Raw genomic sequence first — 24,742 nt, 5'->3', positions numbered from 1 at the left:
TCAGGGACGATCCACCGTTGGAGGGATCCGCCGTGATGGAGACGACAGCGACCGGCACATTGCATCATTTGCAGGTGCAGTCGCTATCGTCTCGGATCGGTCCGCGTGTCAGCCGATGGCCGCGAAGCCAGTGTCGAGCGCGGACAGGATCTTGGCGATGTCCTGCTCTTCGATGATCAGTGACGGCGACAGGATGATGTTGTTGCCGGAGACACGGATCATCACCCCATCCTCGTAGGTCGCCTGCGACATCGTCGCCGTGGTCTTCTTGTCGAGCGGCGTTTTCTTTTCGCGGTCAGAGACAAGTTCGACCGCGCACATCAGCCCCTCGCCACCGCGCACGTCACCGATGACCTCGTGGCGGTCTTTCAGCGCCAGCAGACCCTCGTGCATCTGCTTGCCGCGGGCGGCGGCGTTGTCCTTGACCGACAGGCGCTGGGTTTCTTTCAGACAGGCAATCGCTGCGGAGGCACCGACAGGGTGACCCGAATAGGTATAGCCTGACGCGATGGAGCCCTGCCCCGTCTTGTCGCCCTCGAACACCTCGACCAACCGATCGCCGATCATGACCGCGCCGAAGGGGAAATAGCCGTTGGTGATCGCCTTGGCGAGGCACATCATGTCGGGCTGGACGCCCCAATGGCGCGAGCCGGACCAGCTGCCGGTACGACCGAAGGCGCAGACGACCTCGTCGGCGATCAGCAACAGGCCGTATTTGTCGCACAGCGCGCGCACGCCGGGCATGAACGACTTGTGCGGCGGGATCACACCACCGGCGCCGAGGATCGGCTCCATGATGAAAGCGGCGATGGTTTCGGCACCCTGGAACTTGATCTCGTCCTCCAGCGCGGCGAGGCAAAGCTGCGCCAGCTTCTCGGGGTCGGATTCGTTGAAGGGGTTGCGGTAGGTATAGGGGGCCGGAATGTGGAAGCAGCCCGGCATCAGCGGCTCGTACTGGGTGCGGAAGTTCGGATTGCCGTTGACCGACGCGCCCAGCGTGTGGGTGCCGTGGTAGCCCTTCTTGAGGCTCAGGAACTTGGTGCGCCCCGCCTCGCCGCGCAGCTTGTGGTACTGGCGCGCCAGTCGCAGCGCGACCTCGACGGAATCCGACCCGCCGGAGGTGTAGAAACAGCGCGACATGCCATCGGGCTCGAAGAATTCGCGCAGCATCCACGACAGTTCGACCGCGGCGTCGTTGGTGGTGCCCCGAAAGGTCGAATAGAACGGCAGCCGGTCCAGCTGCGCGGTGATCGCGTCTTTCACCGGCTGGCAAGAGAAACCGAGGTTGACGTTCCAGAGCCCGCCCACGGCATCCACCGTCTCGTAGCCGTTCACGTCGCGGATCCGCACGCCATGCGCCTCGGTAATCATCGCGGGCGGGTTGGCCATGCTGTCGGCCGGATGCGTCATCGGCTGCCAGAAATGCTTACCGTTGTTTTCCTTGAGGAAGTTGCTGTCTTTCATGATGCTCTCCTTGTGATCCCAAGGGCGTCGAGCGCCCGGGCAAAACTGGCGCCGGGCTGGCGCACGTCAAAATGGACGGGAATGAGGCCTGCATCCTCAGCCCCGCGAATGTTGCGGATCTGGTCGTCGACGAACACGCATGCACTGGCAGGCACGCCCAGGGCGTCGGTGACCTGCGCGTAGGCGCGCGCGTCGGGTTTCAGGATGCCGGAATAGGTGGCGTCGACGATCACGTCGAAATGGGACAGGAACGGCAGCTTTTCGCGGAAATCCGCGCCATAGAAAAGATCGAGCTCGTTGGAAAGGATCGCCAGCCGGATGCCGTTGTCCTGCGCCGCCTTGATCGCGGCGAGCGCCTCGGGGCGGATCACCTCGCTGGGCGCGGCACCGCGCGCGGCGCGCACGAAATCGGACATCTCGGTCCAATCCGCACCGACAAGTGCTGCCACTTCGCTGGTGCGCTGGCGCCAGTAGTCGCGCTCGGAAATCTCGTCGTTCTGCATCCGGCGCCACAGGGCGTCGTTCTCGGGGGCAAAGGGCCCCTGCCAGTCCAGCGTGCCGGGCGGCAGGCCGAGGGCACGCTCGCTCAGATCATGGGTTTCAAAGAGCGTGCGGGAAATCACCCCGCCGAAATCGAGAACGAGTGCGTCAGGCATCCTGCACCCCCATTCCGGCAGGCATGCGCCCGCCCAGCGACTGGCTGAGCACGGGCGCGATCCGGCGCAGCGTCGCCACCGCGCGGTCCAGCAGATCATCGCTGAGCCGACCTGCCGGCAGCGCCACCGCGACGGCGCCGCTGGCCGAGCCGTTGGCGCCGAAGACCGGCATCGCGACAGAGACGACATCGGGGTCGAAGGTGCGATTGGCAAGGGCAAAGCCCTTGTCGCGCGCGGTGTCCGCCAGCCCGTGCAACGTGTCGCGGTCGGTTGGCGTCTGCCCGGTGAAATCCTCCAGCGGCCCCTGCTCCACCGCCTGCCACAGATCGTCGGGGCCGAAGGCCAGCATGGCGATGCCCGAGGCGGTGCCGTGCAACGGCAGCACTGCACCGGGATCAAAGACAACCGCCGTGCCGTGGCGCAGCGGGTCGGAATGGGCAATCGGCGCAAGGTTGTCGTGCTGAAGCAGGGAGAAATGGATCAACTCGCCCAGCTCCCCTGCCGCAGCTTGAATCACGGGTGCGACGGCGCTTTGCAGCGGAAAGCAGGTCTCGCGGATCGTGGCGAGGCGCAGCACCGCCGGTCCGAGGCGGTAGGCGCGTGTCACCGGGTTCTGCTCTACGAAACCGACCTGCTCCAGCTCCGTCAGGTAGCGGTGCACAGTCGCCTTGTCGCGACCGACGATGCGGTGGAAATCGCTCAGCCCGATCTCCGGGCGCTCGATCGAGAACTGATCCAACAGTCCGAGTGCTTTTGCAGTTGTTCCCACGGTGAGACCTTTCGCACATGCGCGCCAGCCGGACGTTTTTCATCCGGGGCTGCATGCATTGTTGACAGGAGCATTCCGCCAAGTCAATATATTTTAAACCATCGGTTCATTATACGAACCATTCAGAAAAGGCCACCCACCCCGCTAAACCGCGCCGACCCCTGACTGCCCTGTACCCACTTGAGAGGTGACCCAGATGTTTGACCAATCCCAGATAGACACATTGCGTGATGCGCCCGTACCGCCGGGCCGCCTGCTGATCGACGGCGCTTGGCGCGAGGCGCGGGATGGCGCAACGATCGACAGGCTGACCCCCATCGATGGCAGCGTTCTGACCACCCTCGCCGATGCCGACGCCGCCGATGTGGAAGATGCCGTGGCCGCCGCGCGCGCGGCCTTCGCCGACCGCCGCTGGGCCGGACAGGCACCCGCCGCGCGCAAGAAGGTCCTGCTTCGCTGGGCCGAACTGATCGAAGCCAATGCGCTGGAACTGGCCGTGCTGGGGGTGCGTGACAACGGCACCGAAATCGCGATGGCCGCCAAGGCCGAGGTCGGATCGGCGGCGAACACGATCCGCTGGTACGCCGAGGCCATCGACAAGATCTACGGTGAAATCGCCCCAACGGATGACGGCGCGCTTGGCCTGATCCACCGCGAACCGGTGGGGGTGATCGGCGCCATCGTGCCGTGGAACTTCCCGCTGATGATCGGCACGTGGAAGCTGGCCCCGGCCCTTGCCGCGGGCAATTCGGTGGTGCTGAAACCTGCCGAAACGGCCTCCCTGTCGCTGCTGCGGATCTGCGAACTCGCGCTTGAGGCCGGTCTGCCTGCGGGCGTGCTCAACGTCGTGACCGGGCGCGGTGCCGTCAGCGGCCAAGCGCTGTCGATGTCGATGGATGTCGATGCGCTGGTCTTTACCGGGTCGGGCGCAACGGGCCGGCGGCTGCTGGAGGCGTCGCCGAAATCCAACCTCAAACGGGTCTACCTCGAACTCGGCGGCAAGTCGCCGAACATCGTCTTTGACGACGTCGGTGATATCGCCGAGGCCGCGAAGGTTTCGGCCGCGGGCATCTTCCGCAACTCAGGACAGGTCTGCGTCGCGGGATCGCGCCTGCTGGTGCAACGCGGCGTGGCGGACGAATTTGTCGCCGCGCTGTCGGAGGCTGCGGCGAAGATGCGCGTGGGCGATCCGCTCGACCTGACCACACAGGCCGGGGCGATCAATTCGCAGGCGCAGCTCGATCAGGTTCTGGGGTTTGTCGATGACGCGGTGGACCAGGGCGCGCGCGTGGCGCTCGGCGGGCAACGCATTCTAGAAGAGACCGGCGGCTATTACATGGCCCCCACGGTTGTCACCGATGTCGCGCCGGACCACCGCCTGTTCCGCGACGAGGTCTTTGGCCCCGTCCTCGCCGTCACCACCTTCGAGGACGAGGCCGAGGCGATCCACCTTGCCAATGCGACCGACTACGGGCTGGCTGCAGGTGTCTGGACTAGCAATCTGGGCCGCGCCCACCGGATGATCCGCGCGGTGCAGGCCGGTGTCGTCCACGTCAACACCTACGGCGGCCCTGACATCACCGTGCCGCTGGGCGGCGTCAAACAGTCGGGCAACGGCCACGACAAATCCCTGCACGCCTTCGACAAATACGTCGACCTCAAGACCGCCTGGATCAAACTCTAAGGAGAACGACATGACCGAGAAGACGATACTGGTCGCCGGAACCTACGACACGAAATCAGACGAGCTGGGCTTTCTGGTCTCCTGCATTCAGCAACAGGGGGGCGCGCGCTGACCATGGACGTGAGCGTGCTGGGCGACCCGCCCGGCCCTGTCGATATCTCCAAGCATCAGGTCGCCGAGGCCGGGGGCAGCAGCATCCAGGAGGCAATCGACAGCGGCGACGAGAACAAGGCCATGCAGATCATGGGGCGCGGCGCCGCCGCGATGGCCCGCGAGCTTTGCGCACAGGGCCGCGTTGACGGCGCCATCGTGCTGGGCGGCTCCATGGGCACGGACCTTGCGCTCGACCTGCTGGCGGCGGTGCCGCTGGGGGTGCCGAAATACGTGGTCTCCACGATCGCCTTCTCGCCTTTGCTGCCGCCCGAACGGCTGCCTGCGGATGTGCAGATGATCCTCTGGGCGGGTGGCCTTTACGGGCTGAACTCGGTCTGCCGGGCCTCGCTGGCGCAGGCGGCAGGTGCCGTTCTGGGTGCCGCGCGCGCCGCCATGCCACCGACCGAGGAGAAACCGCTGATCGGCATGACCAGCCTCGGGAAAACCGCCCTGCGCTACATGGTGGCGCTGAAGCCGGCGCTGGAAGAACGCGGTTTCGAAGTCGCGGTGTTCCACGCCACAGGCATGGGCGGACGCGCATTCGAGAACCTCGCCGAGGAGGGTGCATTCGCCTGCGTGTTCGATTTCTGCACGCAGGAACTGGGCAACCATACTTTCGGCTCGATGGTCAGCGCCGGTGCGTCGCGCCTGACCGGCGCGGGCAAGGCAGGCGTGCCGCAGATCGTGGCGCCCGGATGCTATGACCTGGTGGATGTCATCGGCTGGCAGCCCGCCGATCCGCGCTTTGAAGGGCTGCCCAGCCACGCGCACAACCGGCTCATCACCTCCTACGTGCTCGACGACGATGGCCGCCGCAAGGTCGCGCGGGCCCATTCCGCGCAGCTGTCCGAAGCGACCGGCAAGACCGCCTTCATTCTGCCGCGCGGGGGCTGCGGTGAATGGGACAGACCCGGCGGGCCGCTGCACGATGCCGGCGGGCTCGCTGCCTTCTGCGAAGAGTTCGAAGCCACCTGCCCCGCCAATGTCGACCTGCACGCGATGGATTGCCATATCAACGACGAGGCCTTTGCCGCCCGCGCGCTGGAAATTTTCGATGAATGGCGCGCCGAGGGGCATATCAAGGCCTAAGCTGCGGCCTTGGCATGGTCAGTCAGCGGGCCTCACCGCCTCGGGGGCGGCCCGCTGAAACGCCGGCAGCGCTTCGGCCGCTGCGGAAATCCGTGTGACGCGGGCCAGATCGTCGAACTTGGGGCCCCAGCGCCGCGCGTTATAGATTTGCGGCACCAGACAAAGATCCGCCAGCGACGGTGTTTCGCCGTGGCAGAACGTGCCGGTCGCCGGATCATCCAGCAACGCCTCGAACGCCACAAGACCGCGCCGGATGAAATGGCGCATCCAGTCGATGCGCGCCGCCTCAGCATCTTCTGGCTGGAACTGCGTCAGCACGTGCCCCACGACCGCCGGATTGCAGATCGGGTGCGTATCGGCGGCAATCACCTGCGACAGTGCCCGCACCCGCGCCCGCGCGGCGGGATCATCGGGCAGAAGCAAGAGCCCTTGCGTCTCGTCCAGATATTCGATGATCGCAAGGGACTGCGTCAGCCGCAGCCCGTCGATCTCCAGCACCGGCACATAGCCTTGGGGGTTGCGTGCCAGATGCGCCGCATCGCGCTGCGCCCCGGCCAGCAAGTCGATTGAAACGGTCTTGCACTCGATCCGTGCAAGCTCCAGCGCGATCCGGACCCTGTAGCTCGCCGTCGAGCGCCAGTAGTCATAGAGCACCACCTCGGTCACCCTTTCGCGACCTCCAGCGCTTCGCGCAGGACGTCGAGATCGCCGATATGGTTGATCAGCGTCAGGATCAGGCGGGCATTCAGCGCGTCGCTTTCCTCCTTGCTCAGCCCTTCATGGGCGCTGAGCAGCAGGTCATAGGCATCGTCCGGCTGTGGGGTGTTGCGTGTTGTGACAAGGGCGGTCATGCGACATCCTTTCCAAGCGCGCGGTCGCGGGCGGCAACGATCTGGTCAGCCGTGGCATCGGCCCAGCGGGCGGCGACATGTTGATCGGGGCGGATCAGGTAGAGGGCGGCGTCCGCATCGCCAAGGTAGCGGGCCGCAAGATCGGGATCGGGGTTGGCCACCTCGACAGTGCGAAGGCCTTCGACCGCAGGGGCGTCGCAGCCAATGGCCAAAACCGCGAAATCATTGCCCAGCTGGTCCAGCAAGAAGGCTTTGCCCAGTGGTGCATCCGGTGCGGGCGCACCCGGCCTTGCGCCAGCCGGTCCGCCGGGCAGCGCGTCGGACGAATTCAGCGCCGATCCGTCATAGATGCAGGGGTGCGACAGACGCCCGGAATTGACGAAGGGGCGGGCGAAATCGTGGTTTCGCGCCAGTTGCAGAACCGCATCGCGGAACAGGCGGCTCTGGTCGGACTTCGGCGTGATGAAATCGGTGGAGCGGGTCGAGTTGCGGATGTTCTCGTCCGCCGCCGCGCCGCGTTCGACGTCGTAGCTGTCGATCAGCGTCTCGGGCGCCTCGCCCTTCATCACCGCCGCCAGTTTCCACGCAAGGTTATCGCTGTCCTGCACGCCGCCGTTGCAGCCGCGTGCGCCGAAGGGCGACACCTGATGTGCGCTGTCGCCCACAAAGAGGATGCGGCCGTGGCGGAACGAGGCCATCCGGCGGCACTGGAAGGTATAGATCGAGGTCCAGACCAGTTCGTATTCGACCCCTTCGCCGAGCATCGCGTCGATGCGGGCGCGGATGCGGTCCTCTTTCAACTCGGCCTCGCGGTCGACGTCCCAGCCGATCTGGAAATCGATGCGCCAGACGTCATCTGGCTGCTTGTGCAACAGCGCGCTGTCACCGGCGTCGCGGAAGGGCGGGTCGAACCAGAACCAGCGTTCGGTCGGGAAATCGGCGGTCATGCGCACGTCGGCGATGAGGAAGCTGTCCTTGAAGACCTTGCCCTCGAAATCGATGCCCATCGCCTTGCGCGTGGGCGATCCGGCGCCGTCGCAGGCCAGCACCCAATCGGCGGTGATGGCATAGGCGCCGTCGGGGGTCGTTACTTCCAGCCGTGCGCCTTCGTCGCTTGCATCCAGCCGGTCGACCCGGTTCTTGCCGCGGATCTCGATCGGGGCACCGTCGGCCTGGGCGGCGCGGATACGCTCGACGAGGTCTTTCTCGAAATAGGGCTGTTGGAGGTTGATGAAGGCCGGGCGACGGTGGCCCCCTTCGGCCAGCAGGTTGAAATCGAAAACCTTGTCGTCGCCGTGAAACACCTTGCCAAGGTTCCAGACCACGCCCCTGTCGACCATCGGATCACCACAGCCCAGACGGTCGCAGATCTCGAGCGTGCGCTTGGCGAAACAGATCGCACGGCTGCCTTCGCCCACGCCTTCGTGGTCGTCCAGCACCAGCGTCGCGATGCCCTGAAGCCCGAGGTCCAGTGCGGCGGCCATGCCGACAGGCCCCCCGCCAATGATCACGACGGGGTGGTGCGCCTCGACACTGCCGTCCTGATCGGCGTTGCGTTCGTAAGGATAGAGTTTGTGCGCCAGGGAATAGCGGTCATCCAACATCATCTGTCTCCAAATCGTCACCGGACTGCCCCGCCCGCCAGTGGGCGGGGCAAGAGGCCCGCATCACTTCTGCAGGGCGGCCCACATTTCTTTGTCGCGTTCGGCAGTCCAGACACGCGGCGTGTCGATGCCCTGTGCTTCGTCGAAGGCACGGGCCACGTTGAACGGCAGGCAATGCTCGTAGATCGCGTAGTCACCGAACTTCGGATCGCAAACCTCGCGGACGTGGGCCATCGCCTCTTGCAAGGTGCCGCCCTTGGCCGCCACGCGGCGCACAGCGTCGAAGGTCGAGCCGACGAAGTCGGCGGTGTTGTCGAGTGCGGCATTGACCATGTCGCGGCCCACCAGCGCGTCGCCACGGCCCGGCGCAATCGCGTCGAGGTCGAAGGCGCGGATCCGGTCGAGGGTCGCGGGCCAGTCACGGTAGTGGCCGTCGCCACAGTAGCAGGCAGAATGATATTCGACGATGTCACCGGTGAACATCACGTTCTGGTCCGGCACATGCACGACAATGTCGCCCGCGGTATGCGCACGACCGAGCTTCATCAGATCGACGCGGCGGTTGCCGAGATAGACGGTCATGGTGTCGTTGAATGTCGTGGTCGGCCAAGTCAGGCCGGGGATGCTTTCATGCCCCTGAAACAGGCGCGGGAAACGGTCGAATTCGCTGTCCCAATCTTCCTTGCCGCGCTCGGCGACCATGGCGCGGGCGGTATCGGACATGATGACCTCGCGCGCACCGTAGGCCGAGGCACCCAGCACACGCACGGCGTGATAGTGGGTCAGCACCAGATGGCTGATCGGCTTGTCGGTGACGGAGCGGACCTTTTCGATCACCTTTTCAGCCAGTCGCGGGGTCGCCTGCGCCTCGACGATCATCACGCTGTCGTCGCCGATGATAACGCCCGAGTTGGGATCGCCCTCGGCGGTGAAGGCCCAAAGCCCCTCGCCCACTTCCGTGAAGCTGATTTCCTTGTCCGTCATGTCGCCTGCGGATGCGAATGCCTTGCTCATGTTGTCTCCTTGTAAAAGTCTGGTGCGGGCAGGATCGTGCCGGTGCAGGCGCCAAAGCCCACCCGGTAGCCATTGCCCTGCGCATGGCCCTTGAGGGTCAGTGTATCGCCGTCCTCGATGAAACTGCGGCTCTCGCCGTCGATCTGGATCGGGTTCTGCCCGCCCCATGTCATCTCGAGCAGCGAGCCGTAGTTCTCCGGTTTCGGCCCCGATATCGTGCCCGAACCAAGCAGGTCACCGGTCCGCATGGCACAGCCCGAGGACGCGTGATGCGCCAGTTGCTGCGAGGCGGAATAGTAGAGCTCGCGCATGTTGGTGTGGCCGATGGTATGGCCATTCATCTCGACCGAAAGATCGATATCGTAAAGGCCGGGGCGTTCCTCGACGAGGTAGGGCAGCAGTGGCACCTCGCGGTCCGGGGTCGCGGCCTCGAAGGGTTCGAGCGCCTCGGCGGTGACGATCCACGGGCTGATAGAGGTCGCGAAGGCCTTGGCCTGGAACGGGCCCAGCGGCTGGTATTCCCACGCCTGCAGATCCCGCGCTGACCAGTCGTTGAGCAGCACATAGCCAAAGATCATCTCGCGCGCCTGGGCCACAGTGACCGGTTCGCCCATCGCAGAGGGTGAGCCTACGATTGCGCCCATCTCCAGCTCGATGTCGAGCCGCTGACAGGGCCCGAAGCTGGGCGCGGTTGCGTCCTTGGCTTTGGTCTGGCCCATGGGGCGCCGGATGTCCGTGCCCGACACAACCACCGTCGAGGCGCGCCCGTTGTAGCCGATCGGGATGTGGAGCCAGTTCGGCGGCAACGCGTTTTCGGGGCCGCGAAACATCGTGCCCACGTTCTGCGCGTGCTGTTTGCCAGCGTAGAAATCGGTGTATTCGGCGACTTCGATCGGCAGATGCAGCGTGGCGGCGGACATGGGCACGAGCAGCGGTTCGACCGCGTCACGATCCTCCGCCCCCTCGGCGAGCAAGGCTGCCAGACGCGCACGGAAGGCAGACCACACGTCTGGGCCCGCGGCCATCAGCGGGTTCCATTTCGCATCCTGCAACAGCCCATCTGTTCCGGTCAGCCCCGCCTCTTCGGCGCGCGCCACATCAAGGATGCTGTCGCCGATGGCCACGCCGCAGCGGGGCGACAGCGCATCGGTCGAAAACACACCGTAAGGCAGGTTGTTGAGCGGGAAATCGGTGTCGGCGGCGTTTGCGCTGGCGACCCAGCTCTTCTTCAGATCGGTCATTTTACCCCCGGGGTGCCGTCGAATTTCTTTTCCAGCCCGTCCCAGCAATCGACATAGTCGTCCTGCAACGGCGCCTCTTTGGCCGCGAATTCCGTCAGGTGCTGCGGGAAACGTGTCTCGAACATGAACGACATGGTATTTTCCAGCTTCTGCGGCTTGAGATCCGCATTCGACGCGCCCTCGAAGGCCTCGCGGTCGGGACCGTGCGGCAGCATGCAGTTGTGCAGGCTCATGCCACCCGGAACAAAGCCCTGCGGCTTGGCGTCATACTGGCCGTGGATGTTGCCCATGAGTTCGGACATGACGTTCTTGTGGTACCATGGCGGGCGGAAGGTATCCTCGGCCACGTTCCAGCGATCGCGAAACAGCACGAAATCGATGTTTGCGGTCCCTTCCATGCCCGACGGCGCGGTCAGCACGGTATAGATCGACGGATCCGGATGGTCGAAGAGGATCGAGCCGACCGGACAGTAGTTGCGCAGATCGTATTTGCAGGGCGCGTAATTGCCGTGCCACGCCACCACGTCCAGCGGCGAATGCGGGATCTCGCAGCGGTGGAACTGGCCGCACCATTTGATGGTCATGGTCGACGGTACTTCGCGGTCTTCGAAGGCCGCAACGGGCGTTTTGAAATCACGGCGGTTTGCCATGCAGTTCGCCCCGATCGGGCCCCGGCCCGGCAGTTCGAACTTCTGGCCGTAGTTTTCGCAGACAAACCCGCGCGCCGGACCTTCCAGCACCTCGACACGGTAGACCAGCCCGCGCGGGATCAGCGCGATTTCCTGTGGCGCCACGTCAATAACGCCAAGTTCGGTCGCAAAGCGCAGCCGCCCTTCTTGCGGGACGACCAGCATCTCGCCGTCGGCGGAGTAGAAATAGGAGTCCTTCATCGACTCGGTGACCAGATAGATATGGCTTGCCATACCGGTCTGGGTGTTGACGTCGCCCGCCGAGGTCATCGTGCGCATGCCCGTCAGCCACGTCAGGCCAGTGTCGCTGTGCGGCACCGGATCCCAGCGGTACTGGCCCAGCGAGGTCACATCCTGAGGGATGTGCGGCGCGGTTTTCCAATACGGCAGGTCAATGCGCTCATAGCGCCCCTGATGACGCACGCTGGGGCGAATGCGGTAGCACCATGTGCGCTCGTTCTGGTGGCTCGGCGCGGTGAAGGCGGTGCCCGACAGCTGCTCCCCGTAGAGACCGTAGTTCACCTTCTGGGGGCTGTTCATGCCCTGCGGCAAGGCACCCGGCAACGCCTCGGTTTCAAAGTCATTGCCAAAGCCGGGCATGTACCCTTCGGTCGTGCCCTGCCCCTTGGCAAACTGCAGATATTCGGACGGATGTGACTGTTCGTTCATGTCAACTCCTCGCATCTTGAACTTGGCTGTAAGATAACGTTACTTTTGTAACCAACAAGACAAATAAAAAGGGTTTCCGCATGTCCGATTTCGATCTGCGCAGTTTCGTGCCTTACCTGCTGAACCAAGCCGCCGAGGAAACCAGCCTGGAGTTCGCGCGCCGCTACCGCGAGCGGTACAACATGCTGCGGACCGAGTGGCGGGTGCTGTTTCACCTTGGTCGCTACGGCGATCTGACGGCGAGCGAGATCGGACGCATTTCGAAGATGCATAAAACAAAGATTAGTCGCGCAGTCAAAGCGTTACAGGAAAAACGCTTTATCGAGGCGCGGAAGAATGACGCGGACAAGCGCAGCGATATACTGGCGCTTCTGCCCGCGGGGCGGCGCGCCTATAATGACCTTGCGACTGTCGCAGAGCGGTACAACAATGCGCTTCTCTCGCAGTTTTCCGCGGGCGAGAGGCTGATCCTGCTGGACTGTCTTGAGCGATTGGCACAAATGGAAAGTCCGTGATATTTAGTTACATATGTAACCAAATATCTGGCTGACGTACATTATGAGCCCTGTCCGACGATCCGGCTGCACACCCGCAAAGGCGCGGCTTGCCCACGGGATCGCAAACCATCCATCGGCGCGTTCGACGAGCCGGCTTTCAATGGCTTCACGTTTTCACCGGCAGCGGTTCAAACCACGCGCAGCCATGTCATCATTCCGCCCGCCGAATGCTCCAGCATGTGACAGTGCAGCAGCCAGTCACCGGGATTGTCGGCAACGAACGCGATCTCGGCGGTCTCTCCGCGGTCCATGAGCAGCGTGTCACGCAAGGCGCCCGCCGTGCCGTCCGCGGCGATCCGCCGGAAATGGTGGCCATGCAGATGCATCGCATGGGGCCAGGCCGTGTCGTTGGTGATCTCGATCCGAACGGACTCGCCCCGCTCCGCCGTTACCAGTGGCTGCTCGGGCATGTCCGCCATGCCATTGAAGGCCCAGACCTTGCCCGCACCCGCCATATCGCGCATGCCCATCATCCGTCCGCCCATCATGGCGCCGCTCATCCGCCCCATGGCCCCGCCCTCCATCAGCAGCTTGGCCGTTCTGGCGTCTTCCAGACGGCCAAGCTGTGGCACCGGGTTGGGCGCCAGCGGAGCGGGTGTGCCGAGGCGTTCTGACCGCGCCGCCGCTGTGACGTCGAAAGAAGCGATGGCATAGCCGCCGTCACGCTCGAAGCTGACAAGGAAGGCCTCTTCGCCGATGTCTGCGGTCACATCGACGATGATGTCCGCCCGTTGTGCCGGAGCCAGCACCAAGCGGCCCAGCGGCTGCGGCGCATCGAGCGGCATGCCGTCGAGTGCGACGACCCAACCGGCGAGACCTTGCGCCTCGAGCGTGAAAATCCGCGCATTGGCGGTGTTCACAAGGCGCAGACGGTGGCGGCTGTGCTGCTGAACCGATCTGTGCCACTCCGGGGTGCCATTGACGGTGATCCAGTTCCCGATTCGGCCGGCATGGGCCCAGTCGTGCATGTTGCCGAAACCGCCCGCGATCTGGCCCTCTTCCGTCAGGCGCCAGTCATCCAGCAGCAGCACCTCGTCGCTGTCGACCTCGGGGCCGCCGTCGGCCTCCTCGACGATCAGCGCGCCCGAAAGCCCGCGCGCCATCTGCTCATACGAACGGTTGTGCGGGTGATACCAATAGGTACCGGCATCGGGCACCGTGAAGTCGTACTGGAACGTCTCTCCGGGTGCGACGGCGTCCTGGGTCAGACCGGGCACGCCGTCCATCGCGTTGTCGATGCGGATCCCGTGCCAGTGGATGGTTCCCGCTTGCGGCAGTTCATTGACAAACCGGCGCGTCAGGCGCCCGCCCTGCGGCAGCCGGATCACTGGGCCGGGAACCGTGCCGTCATAGCCCCAGACCTGTGTCTGCGGATAGGTCGCGGGCGCGAGTTGATGCAGGCTTTCGCGCGCGGTCAGGTCTGGCGCCGCTTGTGCGTGCACAGATGTCGGACGAAGGCCGCCCAGCGCAAGGGCTGCCACCATTCCGCGTCCAAAGGTCCGGCGTGTTACAGGCTTCATAGGAACCCTCCATCGTTCAATTTCATACTATGCTCCGCAGCCGTGGCTTCGGCGGTCTGCACCTGAGGATCGGGCGCGCTCACCGTGGTCAGCACCGCCGTCGTGACAAGGATCAGCGCAACGAGCGCCGCTTCCAGCCGGATGCTTGCACGCATACGCGACCCTGCATCCGGCTCCTGCCGCAGCATCGCAGGGGTCAGGCGCAGCTTGTTCCATGCTGCGAGGGCGATGATCGCGAGGAAAACGCCCAGCTTGATCGCGAAAAACTGCCCGTAGGGGGTGGAAAGCGCGCTCAGCAGGTTGCCGGTCAGCAGCCACAGGGACACCCCGCCCGCGACGGTCAATCCGGCGACGACCCAGACGGCGACCCGGCCAAAATCGTGACTGACCTGTCCGGCGACACCCACCGGCTGCGTCCCGGACAGACGATAGAGCGGCGCAAAGCAGCCGATCCAGAACGCGAGGCCCAAGACATGAAGGGTGATCAGCAGACCGAGCAGAAGGCGCGGCTCCTCCAGCGCATGCCCGCGAAACACGAAAGACGCAGCCACCAGGAGCACACCGAGAGCCGCAAGGGGACGCCCGAAGCGCGCGGGCAGTAGGATCGCGCAGATCAATGCGACACCGATCAGCCGCAAGCTGATGCTGGAACCAAGCGGGCTGTCCCAGACCAGAGCCAGCATCATCGGTTCGGTTGCGCCCTGCCATGTGCCCCCCATCAGGAAGCTCGCTCTGAGCGGTAATCGGAGCAGTGAAAAGGCGGCGGTGCCGATGGCCCAGACAACGGCCATCCGCCTGAGCCTGCCGACCTCGGGTGCAGGAAGGCTGCGCAGGGTCAGAAGGCCCAGAACGCTGCCCATCGCAAGAAACGCCGTCGCGTAGACAAGCGCTTTGACGGCAATCGACAGCCAGGTCACCGCATCAGCGGTAGCGAGTACGCTCAGCACCGGATCTCACTCCGCGATTTCAAAGCTGAACGCCCCCTGCATCGGGTGGCCGTCATCCGCCAGCCCGCGCCACTGCACGGTGTACTGGCCCGTCGGCAGCGCCGGTGGCGTGGCGCTGAAGTCACTGACCGGCTGCATGTTGTCAGTGCGTGTCAGATCATGTGCGGTGCCATCCTGATCGGTGAGCGAGATCAGCGTGACACGCATCGGCATCTCGAACTGCAGGCCGATCGCCGCAGGAGACATTTGCAGGACGGCACCATCCGCCGGCTGGGTTCCTTCATTCTTGGAATGCGCATTCGCGCCTTGCGCACCGAATACCAGCGCGGTGGCAAGGATCGCCGATGACAGAACGGACAGGACGGTTGGTTTCATTGTTTGCTCCTATGGATGTCTCTGGGCAATGCTGGCAGGAAACGCCGTCTCCTGCCAGCAAAGTCATATTATTCAGGCATCATCGCCCCGATGGCATACATGCCATCGTCGCCCTTGATAAGCATCAGCGTGACGGAATCGCCGGCGGCGATGTCGCCCATCATCTGGGCGTCTGCGGTCAGCGGCATATCCATCGTCATGGCTGGCCAGCCGATTTCGGGGATCGGCTCGTGGCTGACATTGGCAGTGCCTTCGCCGATGGAGTTCACCACCGCCTTTGTGTGCACCGCACCTTCCAGCATTTCGTCATTCATCGGCATGTTGGAATGATCCATGTTGGAGTGGTTCATCTGCGCCAGCGCCAGAGGCGCGGTCAGAACCATGACTGAGAGGGCAAGAGAGAGAGTTTTCATGAATAGTCCTTTCGGGTTGGGTTGATTGGCAGAGATCATTCTGCCGGCACGGGTGCTGCGGGGTCATTGGCCGTTTGCAGCATGTCTCGGTTGACCCGTCTCAGGGCCAACCTTTTCCAGATCACGAAAATCGCAGGAATGACGAAAAGGGTGAGAACGGTCGCGGTCGCCATGCCACCGATCATCGGAGCGGCGATCCGCTGCATGATCTCGGAGCCGGTGCCAGTGCCGTACATGATGGGAATGAGGGCCGCGAAGATTGTGGCAACGGTCATGACCTTGGGCCGCACACGCAAAAGCGCACCTTCGAAAACCACTTCCTCCACATCCATGGAGGTCATCTCGCGTCGTTCCGCCGCCGCCGCCTTCTTGCGCTTTTCCCACGCCAGATTGAGGTAGAGCAGCATCACGATGGCCGTCTCGACCGCCACGCCGGCAAGCGCGATAAAGCCCACCAGCACCGCGACCGAGATGTCGAAGCTCAGATACCACAGGAACCACACGCCCCCGGCCAGAGCGACCGGCAGGGCCGCAAGGATAATCCCGACCTCGATCACCCGGTTGAAGGCCATGAACAGCATCAACGTGATGATCAGCAGCGTTGCGGGGGCCACGAGCTGGAGCCGCTCCTGCATGCGTTCGATGTATTCGTACTGACCCGACCATGTGATCGAGTAGCCCGGCGGCAGGGTAACCTGATCGGCCACCGTTGCGCGGGCCTCGTTCACATATCCGCCCAGATCGCGCCCCGCGATGTCGATAAAGACAAAACCGGTGCGGCGCGCATTCTCGGACCGGATCATGCCGGGGCCATCGACGACCTTGATCTCGGCCAGGGTGCCCAGCGGGATATGCGCCCCGGACGGGGTCACCACCGGCAGATCACGCAGCCGTTCGGGGCTGTTCCGCCAGTCCTGCGGATAGCGCAGGTTGATCGGGAACCGCTCCAGACCTTCGACGGATTCAGACACCTGCATGCCGCCAATCGCCGTCTGCACCACGTCCTGAATGTCGCGGACAGACATCATGTAGCGCGCCGCGGCATCGCGGTCGGCGTTGATCTCGATGAACCGGCCGCCGATGGGGCGTTCGGCATAGGCCGAGGCGGTGCCGTCGATACCCCCTACAACGCGTTCGACCTCGATCCCGATCTGCTCGATGACCCTCAGGTCCGCGCCGGAAATCTTGACCCCCACGGGCGTCTTGATGCCGGTTGCCAGCATGTCGATCCGGTTCTTGATGGGCTGGATCCAGACATTGGTGACACCCGGGATCTGGACAACGCGGTCCAGCTCGTTGCGGATCATCTCCATCGTCATGCCCTCGCGCCATTCCTCTTTGGGTCTGAGCTGGATCGTGGTCTCGATCATCGTCAGCGGCGCGGGGTCCGTGGCCGTATCGGCGCGGCCCAGCTTGCCATGCACTGTCAGAACTTCGGGCACGGTCGCGATCAGGCGGTCGGTCTGTTGCAGAACCTCGCGGGCCTTGCCGATGGACACGCCGGGGTAGAGCGACGGCATGTAGAGGAAATCGCCCTCGTTGAGTTCCGGCATGAACTCGGTCCCGATCCGTTGCAGCGGCCACCACATGGAGGCCACCAGCAGACCGGCCAGCAGCGTCGTGGCCCAGGGCCAGGCAACGGCAGCATCCAGAAACGGGCGGTAGATCCAGATCACCAGCTTGTTGAGGGGGTTTTTCCGTTCCGGGATGATACGGCCCCGGATGAAGTAGCCCATCAGCACAGGCACCAGCGTGATCGACAGGATTGCAGCAGCCGCCATCGCGTAGGTCTTGGTGAAGGCCAGCGGCTTGAACAGCCGCCCTTCCTGGCTTTCCAGAACGAACACGGGCAGGAAGCTGACGGTGATGATCGCCAGAGAGAAAAACAGGGCGGGCCCCACTTCCTCGCAGCATTCCGTGACGATGCGCCATCGGTTCTTGTTGGTGAGTTTCTCGTGCTCGATCCGCCGGTGCATCGCCTCGATCATGACAATCGCGGCGTCCACCATCGCGCCGATGGCGATCGCGATACCGCCGAGGCTCATGATATTGGCGTTCACCCCTTGCAGTTTCATGATGCTGAAGGCGGCGAAGATGCCCAGTGGCAGCGACAGAAGGATCACCAGCGATGACCGGATGTGCAGCAGGAAGGCCGCACAAACGAGGATGACGACGATGAATTCCTCGGTAAGTTTCTTTTGCAGGTTCTCGATGGCGCGCTCGATCACCCCCGCCCGGTTGTAGGTGGTGACGATCTCGACCCCTTCGGGCAGGCTGGCGCGCAGTTCTTCGATGCGGCTTTCCACCGCCTTGATCGTGGCCAGCGCATTCCCGCCCCAGCGCAGGATCACGACGCCGCCCACGGCGTCGCCCTCCCCATTGAACTCGCCCACACCGCGCCGCATTTCGGGCCCGAGCCGGATATCGGCCACATCGGCCAGCGTGATCGCGGCCCCGCGGTCGTTGACCATCAAGGGGGCCTTGGCCAGATCGGCCAGTTCATCCACATAGCCCGTGGAACGGACCATGAATTCGGCCTCTCCCATCTCGATCACGCTGCCGCCCGTCTCGCGGTTCGCGCCCTGGATGGCGGTGCGTATCTGGGCAAGTGTCACGTCATAGGCGCGCAGTTTGTTGGGGTCGACGACGACCTGATACTGTTTGACCATGCCGCCGATGGTGGCGACTTCGGACACGCCATCGACGGTCTGCAGCTCGTACTTCAGGAACCAGTCCTGAAGCGTGCGCAACTCCGCCAGATCATGGCCGCCGGTGCGGTCGATCAGCGCGTATTGGTAGATCCAACCCACACCCGTCGCATCCGGTCCCAGCTGGGGTGCAACCCCTTCAGGCAAATCGGCCGCGATCTGGCCGAGGTATTCCAACACCCGTGTGCGCGCCCAGTAAAGATCGGTGCCATCCTCGAAGACCACGTAGACATAGCTGTCACCGAAGAAGGAAAACCCGCGCACGTCGCTGGCCCCCGGCACCGCCAGCATCGCGGTCGCGATGGGATAGGTGATCTGGTCCTCGACCACCTGCGGCGCCTGCCCCGGATAGGGCGTTTTGACGATCACCTGAACATCCGACAGGTCCGGAATCGCATCGACGGGGGTTTCGCGGATCGCCCAGATGCCCGCCACAGTCATCATGACCGCGAGGGCCAGAACGATCACGCGGTTCGCGATGGAGGCGCGGATGACGGCGGCGATCATTGTATCACCTCAGGCGCGCGGGCAACGCCCACAAGCGTCAAAGTGAAATCGGGGTTACGCTTGAGCAGCAGCGTCACCTCGTTCCCCTCCGGCAGGGCCGACACATCGACGGTCGGATCGATTGCGAAATCCATCGTCATGCCCGGCATGCCGATCTGCGTCATCGGGCCATGGGTGATGTTGGCCATTCCGGTCGCCTGATCCACTGCGTTGATCGTGCCAGACACTTCCATCGGCGGCACGTTCGGTTCGGCTGCAACAAGGATCATCGTCATTCCATCCGGGCGCGCAAAGGTCAGCGTCATCTCCTGCCCCGTGGTCAGGGCCGCAGGATCAAGTGCCTCGTCCAGCGCGAACCCCATCGTCATGCCGGGCATCCCCGTCTCGACGATTGGACCATGCGCGATCGTGGCCATGCGCGTTTGCGGATCGACCGCTTCGATGGTGCCGGATACGACAATCGGTGGGGCCGGGGCAGTTTCCGGCTCCTCCTCCATCGGTTCGGACATGGTCATTTCGCTGTCGCCCATGGCCCCCTCCGCGCGTACGGCGACGATGGTGAAGAGCCCGTCTTCGCCCTTGGCCAGATCGAATTCGACGGGTTGATCCAGCGGCACGTCCGACGGATCGAAGCCGGCGACGGGCATGTCCATCTGCATGGACGGCCACCCGAGTTCCGGGATCGGATCGTGGGACATCGACAGCTTGCCGTCCGCCGTCACCGCCGAGACCCTACCGGTGCCGGTGGCCGCGATACCGTCGTCGCTGCCAAGCTCCATAAGGCTCAACAGACCGTCAGCCCCCCTTGCGGCGACGAAGGCCACCTGCTGGCCGGGTTCCAGACGGCCAAGCGGGATATCGGCGCGCAGCGGGAACTGCGATGTCATCGCGGGCCAGTCCAGCGCCTCTAGTTCCGCGTGGCGAATCGTGGCGATGCGGTTTTGTTCGTCGAGCGCGATCAGTTCGCCGGTCCCGCGCGCCGGTGTGTCATCGGTCGGCGCCATGCGCATCAGACCGGCACTCAGGGCGCTTTCGCTGTCGATCAGGAATTGCGCGGAGGCGACCACCTCCTCACCCGGAGCGAGACCTTGGACGACTTCCGTCCGGCCGCCTTCGCCGAAATCGTCGCGCAAACCGGTCGTGATTAGGCGCGGCTTGAAGGTGCCCTCCCCGGTTTTCAGAATGACCCGCTCGGCGGCTCCGGTGCGAATGATCGCCTCGGTCGGGACCGTGAGCGCCATATGTGTATTGTTGGGGATCAGGCTGACATTGCCGAACATATTGGGCCTGAGCAGCCCGTCGGCGTTGTCGAAGCGCAGGCGCACTGGCAGCGTGCGCGTCTCGGCATCGAGTTCGGGATAGATGTAGTCGACCACCCCTTCGAAGGTGCGCCCGTGCAGGTGTTCAAACCGCGCAACCGCACGCATGTCTTCGGTCATGCGCGCGATGTCACGCTCGAACACATCCACGATCAGCCAGACGGCGCTGAGATTGGTCAAAGAGACCGCGCGGACGCCCGGTTGCAGGAACATTCCGTCAGCGGCCTCCAGCGAGATCACCACCCCGTCCTGCGGGGCAAGAACCTCGATGTTGCGCGCAAACTCGCCTTCGGCCTCGATACGGGCGATCTGCTCGTCCGACATGCCGAGGCTGCGCAGACTGCTGCGGGCGGTTTCGAGTATCCGGGGATCGCTGTCCTCGACCGCGCGGACCAGATCACTGCTGGCCCGACCGATCTGCGGCGAGAACATCTCGAACAGCACGTCGCCCTTGCGGACGGGATCGCCGACGGCGCGGACGTTCAGGTCTTCGATCCAGCCGTCTACCCGCGTATGCACATGGCTGGTCAGATGCTCGTCGTAGCCGACGAAGCCGACTGTTTCGATCCGCTGGGAAATCTCGGACATCTGCGCGATCGCAGTGCGGACGCCGATCGCGTTTATCTCGGCGGCAGACAGCGTGACCTCGGCCGGATCACCGTCGGGCTCCTCGCCTGCGTAGACCGGCACTAGGTCCATACCCATCGGGGATTTGCCCGGCCCGGGCTGCCGGAAATTGGCGTCCATCGGCGCCACCCAGTACAGGATTTCGGGCCCGTCCGATCCGGCCGTCTCGGCAGGGTTCAGATATAGTTTCTCAAGATAGATGCCACCGGCAACTCCGGCGGCAAGCGCCAGAATGCTCAGGGCTGAATATCGTCCACGCATGGTCACCTCGACCCCGGCTCCACAACGGGAACCGCTTCCAATCAATTACAGTCACGCGCGCGCTGAATGCGGGCACGGTTCGGAAATCAATCAGAGGTGTCTTGGAGGTCGGTCCTGTGTCGTACCGGCGTTGGAGGATGGCGCCGTGCCGCGATCAATGATCTGCGGGTCGGGCAAGAGCGTGCCGACCATCGCCAGCTTGTAGGACGAGCCCGTGTCATGCAGGCAGCACATCAGGGGCATGCAATGCGCAGCACCGTCATGCGCCCCGTCGTGACCGGCCACGCCATCCATGCTGGCATCGCCATTCCGGGCATCGTTCGGGCAGCTCAGCGCCGCGTCGGCGGTTGCGTGATGATCCGCATGGCTATCGCCCGCCGATGGCGCCGCTGCGGCCGGGGGCGACAGGGTCTGGAAAACGAACAGCGAGATCAGGAGCAAAAGCCCCAGCGGCCGCAACACCGACCAGATCCCGAATCTATCGTTTGTCCTTGTCATGCGGATGTCTTCCAGCCTTCGCGATCATAATGCAAGTCAGATCGGCGTGATCTGGCTGATCCGCTGGGGCTGGCGGGTGCCAACGCCCTGAAAATACGCACAGATCAAACGTTCGTACCGGGGCAGGATCACAATTTGCCGCATCCATTTCGCCGAAACCCACCGCTTACCCGGAACATTTGCCCCCTTAAATGTTGTTTGTTTTCTGAGGATACAGCGCGAAGGATGAAGGCAAGCCATGCGCGTGTCACCGGAACGGTCGTCACATCGGCGGTATTCGTGATTGCATCGCTGTCGCTGAATTCATACGCGTCGGGGCACACCCAGCTCCCAGAGCCTGGCGATATACGACGCCTCACAGGGGTGCTGTGATCGACGCAAAGCGCCAGCCGCGCCCGTTGAAATCGACGGGTGACAAGCTGGCCTTGACCTTCCGGTCACCGGAGGGATTACATTAGACTTTTAAAGGATACGACCATGTCCGAGACAGCACTCGCCGAAGAAACCATCACGCGCGATCCCGTATGCGGAATGACTGTCGATCCCAACGCGGACAAACCCCGTATGGAGCATGACGGGCACGTTTATTTCTTCTGCCACGAAGGATGCCGCGAAAAATTCGCCAAAGATCCCGAGGCCTATATCGAGGCGACCGATCCCGTTTGCGGAATGACCGTCACGCGGGCGACCGCGAAGTTTCTGTCAAAGCATGACGGTGATCGCTTCTATTTCTGCTCGGAGCGCTGCCAGCACAAGTTCGAAGACGCTCCCGACACGTATCTCGGGGACCGCCCCAAGAGCGAACCGATGCCGGAAGGCACTCTCTATACCTGCCCGATGGACCCCCAGATCGTTCAGGAGGGCCCCGGCGACTGCCCGATCTGCGGCATGGCGCTGGAGCCGATGATGCCCACCGCCGATGCGGGACCGAACCCCGAACTGGTCGACTTCCGACGCAGGCTGTGGATCGGCGGGCCGCTGGCGCTGGCGGTGCTTGCGCTGGAAATGGGCGGGATGATCGGCATTCCTTGGGCTGAGTGGTTCGGCGGCGAAGCCGTCCGCTGGCTCCAGTTCCTGCTTGCCTCGCCGGTGGTGCTCTGGATCGCGCTCCCCTTCTTCAAGCGCGGCTGGTCGTCCATCGTCTCGGGCAACCTCAACATGTGGACGCTGATCGCGATCGGCACCGGCGCCGCCTACGCCTTCAGCCTCGTGTCGCTCCTCGCGCCGGGTATTTTTCCGGCCAGTCTGTCGGGCGATCACGGCCCGCCCCTCTACTTCGAGGCCGCCGCCGTGATCCTTATCCTCGTTCTGGTCGGACAGGTCATGGAGCTGACGGCCAGAGAACGGACCGGCGACGCGATCCGCGCCCTCATGGATCTGGCGCCCAAGACCGCACGACGCGTCACCGATACCGGCGACGAGGATGTGGCACTCGAAGACGTCGTCACCGGCGACAAGCTGCGCGTGCGCCCCGGCGAGGCCGTGCCCGTGGATGGGATCGTCCACGAAGGCAGGTCTTCGGTCGATGAAAGCATGCTCACGGGCGAGCCAGTGCCGGTGGAGAAGTCTGCCGGTGACGCGATCACCGGCGGCACGCTCAACAAGACCGGCTCTTTCGTGATGACAGCAAAGGCCGTGGGCAGCGATACGGTGCTTTCACAGATCGTTGCGATGGTGGCGAATGCCCAGCGTTCACGCGCCCCGATCCAGGCGATGGCGGACCGGGTGGCGGGCTATTTCGTGCCCATCGTCATCGGTGTCGCGGTGCTGGCTTTCGCGATCTGGATGGCGGTCGGCCCGACACCGGCACTCGGCTATGCGGTTGTCGCCGCCGTCAGCGTTCTGATCATCGCCTGCCCCTGTGCCCTGGGCCTTGCCACACCGATGTCGATCATGGTGGCCACCGGACGCGGGGCACAGGCGGGTGTGCTGATACGCGACGCCGAAGCGCTGGAGCGGTTCGCGAAGGTGGATGTTCTCGTGCTCGACAAGACCGGGACCCTGACCGAAGGCAAGCCGACCCTGACGGATGTCGTCGCCCTGGGCGATCACACCGAGAAAGAGGTCCTGGCCTATGCTGCCGCGTTGGAACGCGGCTCGGAGCATCCTCTCGCCGAGGCGATCCTGAAAGGCGCCGAGGACCGCGGGGCCGACAAGCTCGAGCTTGCGGATTTCACTGCGGTCACGGGCAAGGGCGTTCGCGGCAGCATTGACGGAACCGAAGTGGCCCTTGGCAACACGGCCCTGACGCAGGATCTGGGCGTCGACATCTCGGCTGTCAAAGACCGGCTTGCGGCCTTCCAGAATAGCGGGAAGACCGCCATGCTCCTTGTCGCAGATGCGAAACTTGCCGGGATCGTGGCCGTTGCCGACCGCATCAAGGAGACGACCCCCGCGGCGATCCGTGATCTGCACGCTGCCGGTCTCAAGATCATCATGGCGACCGGAGACAGCCAGGGCACCGCAGACGCCGTGGCCCGCGACCTGTCGATTGACGAGGTCCGCGCCGAGGTATCGCCCGAAGACAAGGCGGATCTGATCGCGGAGCTGAAGGACAAGGGCTATTCGGTCGCCATGGCCGGTGACGGCGTGAACGACGCCCCTGCCCTTGCGGCGGCGGATGTCGGTATCGCCATGGGCACGGGCGCCGATGTCGCGGTCGAAAGCGCGGGCGTCACCCTTCTGAAGGGGGATCTTGGCGGCATCGTGCGGGCGCGGGTGCTGGCGCAGGCCACCATGCGCAACATCCGACAGAACCTCGTTTTCGCGTTCATCTACAACATGGCGGGCGTTCCGATCGCAGCGGGCATCCTGTTCCCGATTTTCGGCGTTCTGCTGTCGCCCATGATTGCAGCCGCGGCAATGAGCCTGTCTTCGGTTTCGGTGATCGGCAACTCGCTGAGGCTGCGGCGTATCGATTTGTGATGCAGGGCCGCTTCACCCGCCACGGCAGCTGTGCGGGTGGGGCGTGACCGAGTGACCCCGCTTGTTGTGAGGAACCGGAGATCTGCCGAATTGGCGGGTGGTGTCGCGATCTACGCGCGGGGTCGGTCTGATACGCAAGGCTGAGTGGCCCCGCGCGCCGGACAGGGCGCGCATAAAAAAGGGGTGGCGCGGACAGATCCGC

General features: G+C 64.1%; 19 protein-coding genes and 1 pseudogene. 4 read left to right on the top strand and 16 right to left on the bottom strand.

Annotated features, from left to right (window positions below; all coding sequences use genetic code 11):
• Positions 1 to 108 precede the first annotated feature (108 nt).
• From ABMC89_RS01685 to ABMC89_RS01675, 3 genes are read right to left on the bottom strand one after another with little or no spacing between them, the layout of a single operon-like run.
• A complete protein-coding gene (locus ABMC89_RS01685; RefSeq protein WP_349564541.1) occupies positions 109 to 1,464 on the bottom strand; it encodes an aspartate aminotransferase family protein in 1,356 nt (451 codons plus the stop codon).
• A complete protein-coding gene (locus ABMC89_RS01680) occupies positions 1,461 to 2,120 on the bottom strand; it encodes an HAD family hydrolase (RefSeq protein WP_349564539.1) in 660 nt (219 codons plus the stop codon). The genes ABMC89_RS01685 and ABMC89_RS01680 overlap by 4 nt, the downstream gene beginning before the upstream one ends.
• Complete coding sequence (locus ABMC89_RS01675) at positions 2,113 to 2,889, bottom strand: IclR family transcriptional regulator (protein WP_349564537.1); 777 nt, start codon at positions 2,887 to 2,889, stop codon at positions 2,113 to 2,115. Before ABMC89_RS01675 ends, ABMC89_RS01680 begins: the two co-directional genes overlap by 8 nt.
• 196 nt (positions 2,890 to 3,085) lie before the next feature.
• Here ABMC89_RS01675 and ABMC89_RS01670 point away from each other — a divergent pair, with 196 nt between their 5' ends.
• Both ABMC89_RS01670 and ABMC89_RS01665 read left to right on the top strand, forming a co-directional pair.
• A complete protein-coding gene (locus ABMC89_RS01670) occupies positions 3,086 to 4,573 on the top strand; it encodes an aldehyde dehydrogenase family protein (RefSeq protein WP_349564535.1) in 1,488 nt (495 codons plus the stop codon).
• Between the two features lie 10 nt (positions 4,574 to 4,583).
• Positions 4,584 to 5,815: pseudogene (locus tag ABMC89_RS01665) on the top strand (Tm-1-like ATP-binding domain-containing protein).
• Positions 5,816 to 5,833: 18 nt separating this feature from the next.
• Here the strand turns inward: ABMC89_RS01665 and maiA are convergent.
• The 6 genes from maiA to hmgA form a co-directional block, all read right to left on the bottom strand.
• Positions 5,834 to 6,481: a maleylacetoacetate isomerase gene (gene maiA / locus ABMC89_RS01660; protein ID WP_349564533.1), complete on the bottom strand. Its 648-nt coding sequence runs from the start codon at positions 6,479 to 6,481 to the stop codon at positions 5,834 to 5,836.
• Positions 6,478 to 6,666: a DUF2783 domain-containing protein gene (locus ABMC89_RS01655; RefSeq protein WP_349564531.1), complete on the bottom strand. Its 189-nt coding sequence runs from the start codon at positions 6,664 to 6,666 to the stop codon at positions 6,478 to 6,480. Before ABMC89_RS01655 ends, maiA begins: the two co-directional genes overlap by 4 nt.
• The gene (locus ABMC89_RS01650; RefSeq protein ID WP_349568494.1) at positions 6,663 to 8,270 is read right to left on the bottom strand and encodes an FAD-dependent oxidoreductase; all 1,608 of its coding nucleotides are present in this window, start codon (positions 8,268 to 8,270) and stop codon (positions 6,663 to 6,665) included. The genes ABMC89_RS01655 and ABMC89_RS01650 overlap by 4 nt, the downstream gene beginning before the upstream one ends.
• A 63-nt stretch (positions 8,271 to 8,333) precedes the next feature.
• A complete protein-coding gene (locus ABMC89_RS01645; protein WP_349564529.1) occupies positions 8,334 to 9,284 on the bottom strand; it encodes an MBL fold metallo-hydrolase in 951 nt (316 codons plus the stop codon).
• Positions 9,281 to 10,525, bottom strand: coding sequence for a fumarylacetoacetase (gene fahA, locus ABMC89_RS01640; RefSeq protein ID WP_349564527.1), 1,245 nt, complete (start codon positions 10,523 to 10,525; stop codon positions 9,281 to 9,283). Before fahA ends, ABMC89_RS01645 begins: the two co-directional genes overlap by 4 nt.
• Complete coding sequence (hmgA, locus tag ABMC89_RS01635) at positions 10,522 to 11,883, bottom strand: homogentisate 1,2-dioxygenase (protein ID WP_349564525.1); 1,362 nt, start codon at positions 11,881 to 11,883, stop codon at positions 10,522 to 10,524. The genes fahA and hmgA overlap by 4 nt, the downstream gene beginning before the upstream one ends.
• Before the next feature lie 80 nt (positions 11,884 to 11,963).
• Between hmgA and ABMC89_RS01630 the strand changes: the two genes are divergently transcribed.
• Positions 11,964 to 12,398, top strand: a complete 435-nt coding sequence (locus tag ABMC89_RS01630) for a MarR family winged helix-turn-helix transcriptional regulator (RefSeq protein ID WP_349564523.1) — start codon at positions 11,964 to 11,966, stop codon at positions 12,396 to 12,398.
• Between the two features lie 170 nt (positions 12,399 to 12,568).
• Here ABMC89_RS01630 and ABMC89_RS01625 read toward each other — a convergent pair whose 3' ends face one another.
• From ABMC89_RS01625 to ABMC89_RS01595, 7 genes are all read right to left on the bottom strand, one after another.
• Positions 12,569 to 13,960: a multicopper oxidase family protein gene (locus ABMC89_RS01625; protein ID WP_349564521.1), complete on the bottom strand. Its 1,392-nt coding sequence runs from the start codon at positions 13,958 to 13,960 to the stop codon at positions 12,569 to 12,571.
• Complete coding sequence (locus tag ABMC89_RS01620) at positions 13,957 to 14,907, bottom strand: CopD family protein (protein ID WP_349564519.1); 951 nt, start codon at positions 14,905 to 14,907, stop codon at positions 13,957 to 13,959. Before ABMC89_RS01620 ends, ABMC89_RS01625 begins: the two co-directional genes overlap by 4 nt.
• A 6-nt stretch (positions 14,908 to 14,913) precedes the next feature.
• Positions 14,914 to 15,282, bottom strand: coding sequence for a copper resistance CopC family protein (locus tag ABMC89_RS01615; protein ID WP_349564517.1), 369 nt, complete (start codon positions 15,280 to 15,282; stop codon positions 14,914 to 14,916).
• A gap of 68 nt (positions 15,283 to 15,350) precedes the next feature.
• Entirely contained in the window at positions 15,351 to 15,695 is a 345-nt protein-coding gene (locus ABMC89_RS01610; protein WP_349564515.1) for a copper-binding protein, read from the bottom strand.
• Between the two features lie 35 nt (positions 15,696 to 15,730).
• Entirely contained in the window at positions 15,731 to 18,910 is a 3,180-nt protein-coding gene (locus ABMC89_RS01605) for an efflux RND transporter permease subunit (protein ID WP_349564513.1), read from the bottom strand.
• On the bottom strand, positions 18,907 to 21,117 hold the full coding sequence (locus tag ABMC89_RS01600) for an efflux RND transporter periplasmic adaptor subunit (RefSeq protein WP_349568492.1): 2,211 nt from the start codon (positions 21,115 to 21,117) through the stop codon (positions 18,907 to 18,909). The genes ABMC89_RS01605 and ABMC89_RS01600 overlap by 4 nt, the downstream gene beginning before the upstream one ends.
• A 90-nt stretch (positions 21,118 to 21,207) precedes the next feature.
• Positions 21,208 to 21,615 (bottom strand): hypothetical protein, encoded by a 408-nt coding sequence (locus ABMC89_RS01595; RefSeq protein WP_349564511.1) that lies wholly within the window; start codon positions 21,613 to 21,615, stop codon positions 21,208 to 21,210.
• 477 nt (positions 21,616 to 22,092) lie between these two features.
• On the opposite strand from ABMC89_RS01595, the gene ABMC89_RS01590 reads away from it, so the two are divergent.
• Positions 22,093 to 24,540: a heavy metal translocating P-type ATPase gene (locus ABMC89_RS01590; RefSeq protein WP_349564509.1), complete on the top strand. Its 2,448-nt coding sequence runs from the start codon at positions 22,093 to 22,095 to the stop codon at positions 24,538 to 24,540.
• Positions 24,541 to 24,742 lie beyond the last annotated feature (202 nt).

It is taken from the genome of Sulfitobacter sp. HNIBRBA3233, assembly GCF_040149665.1.
GTDB classification, from domain to species: Bacteria; Pseudomonadota; Alphaproteobacteria; order Rhodobacterales; family Rhodobacteraceae; genus Sulfitobacter; species Sulfitobacter marinivivus.
This window is presented reverse-complemented; position numbering and strand designations above follow the sequence as displayed.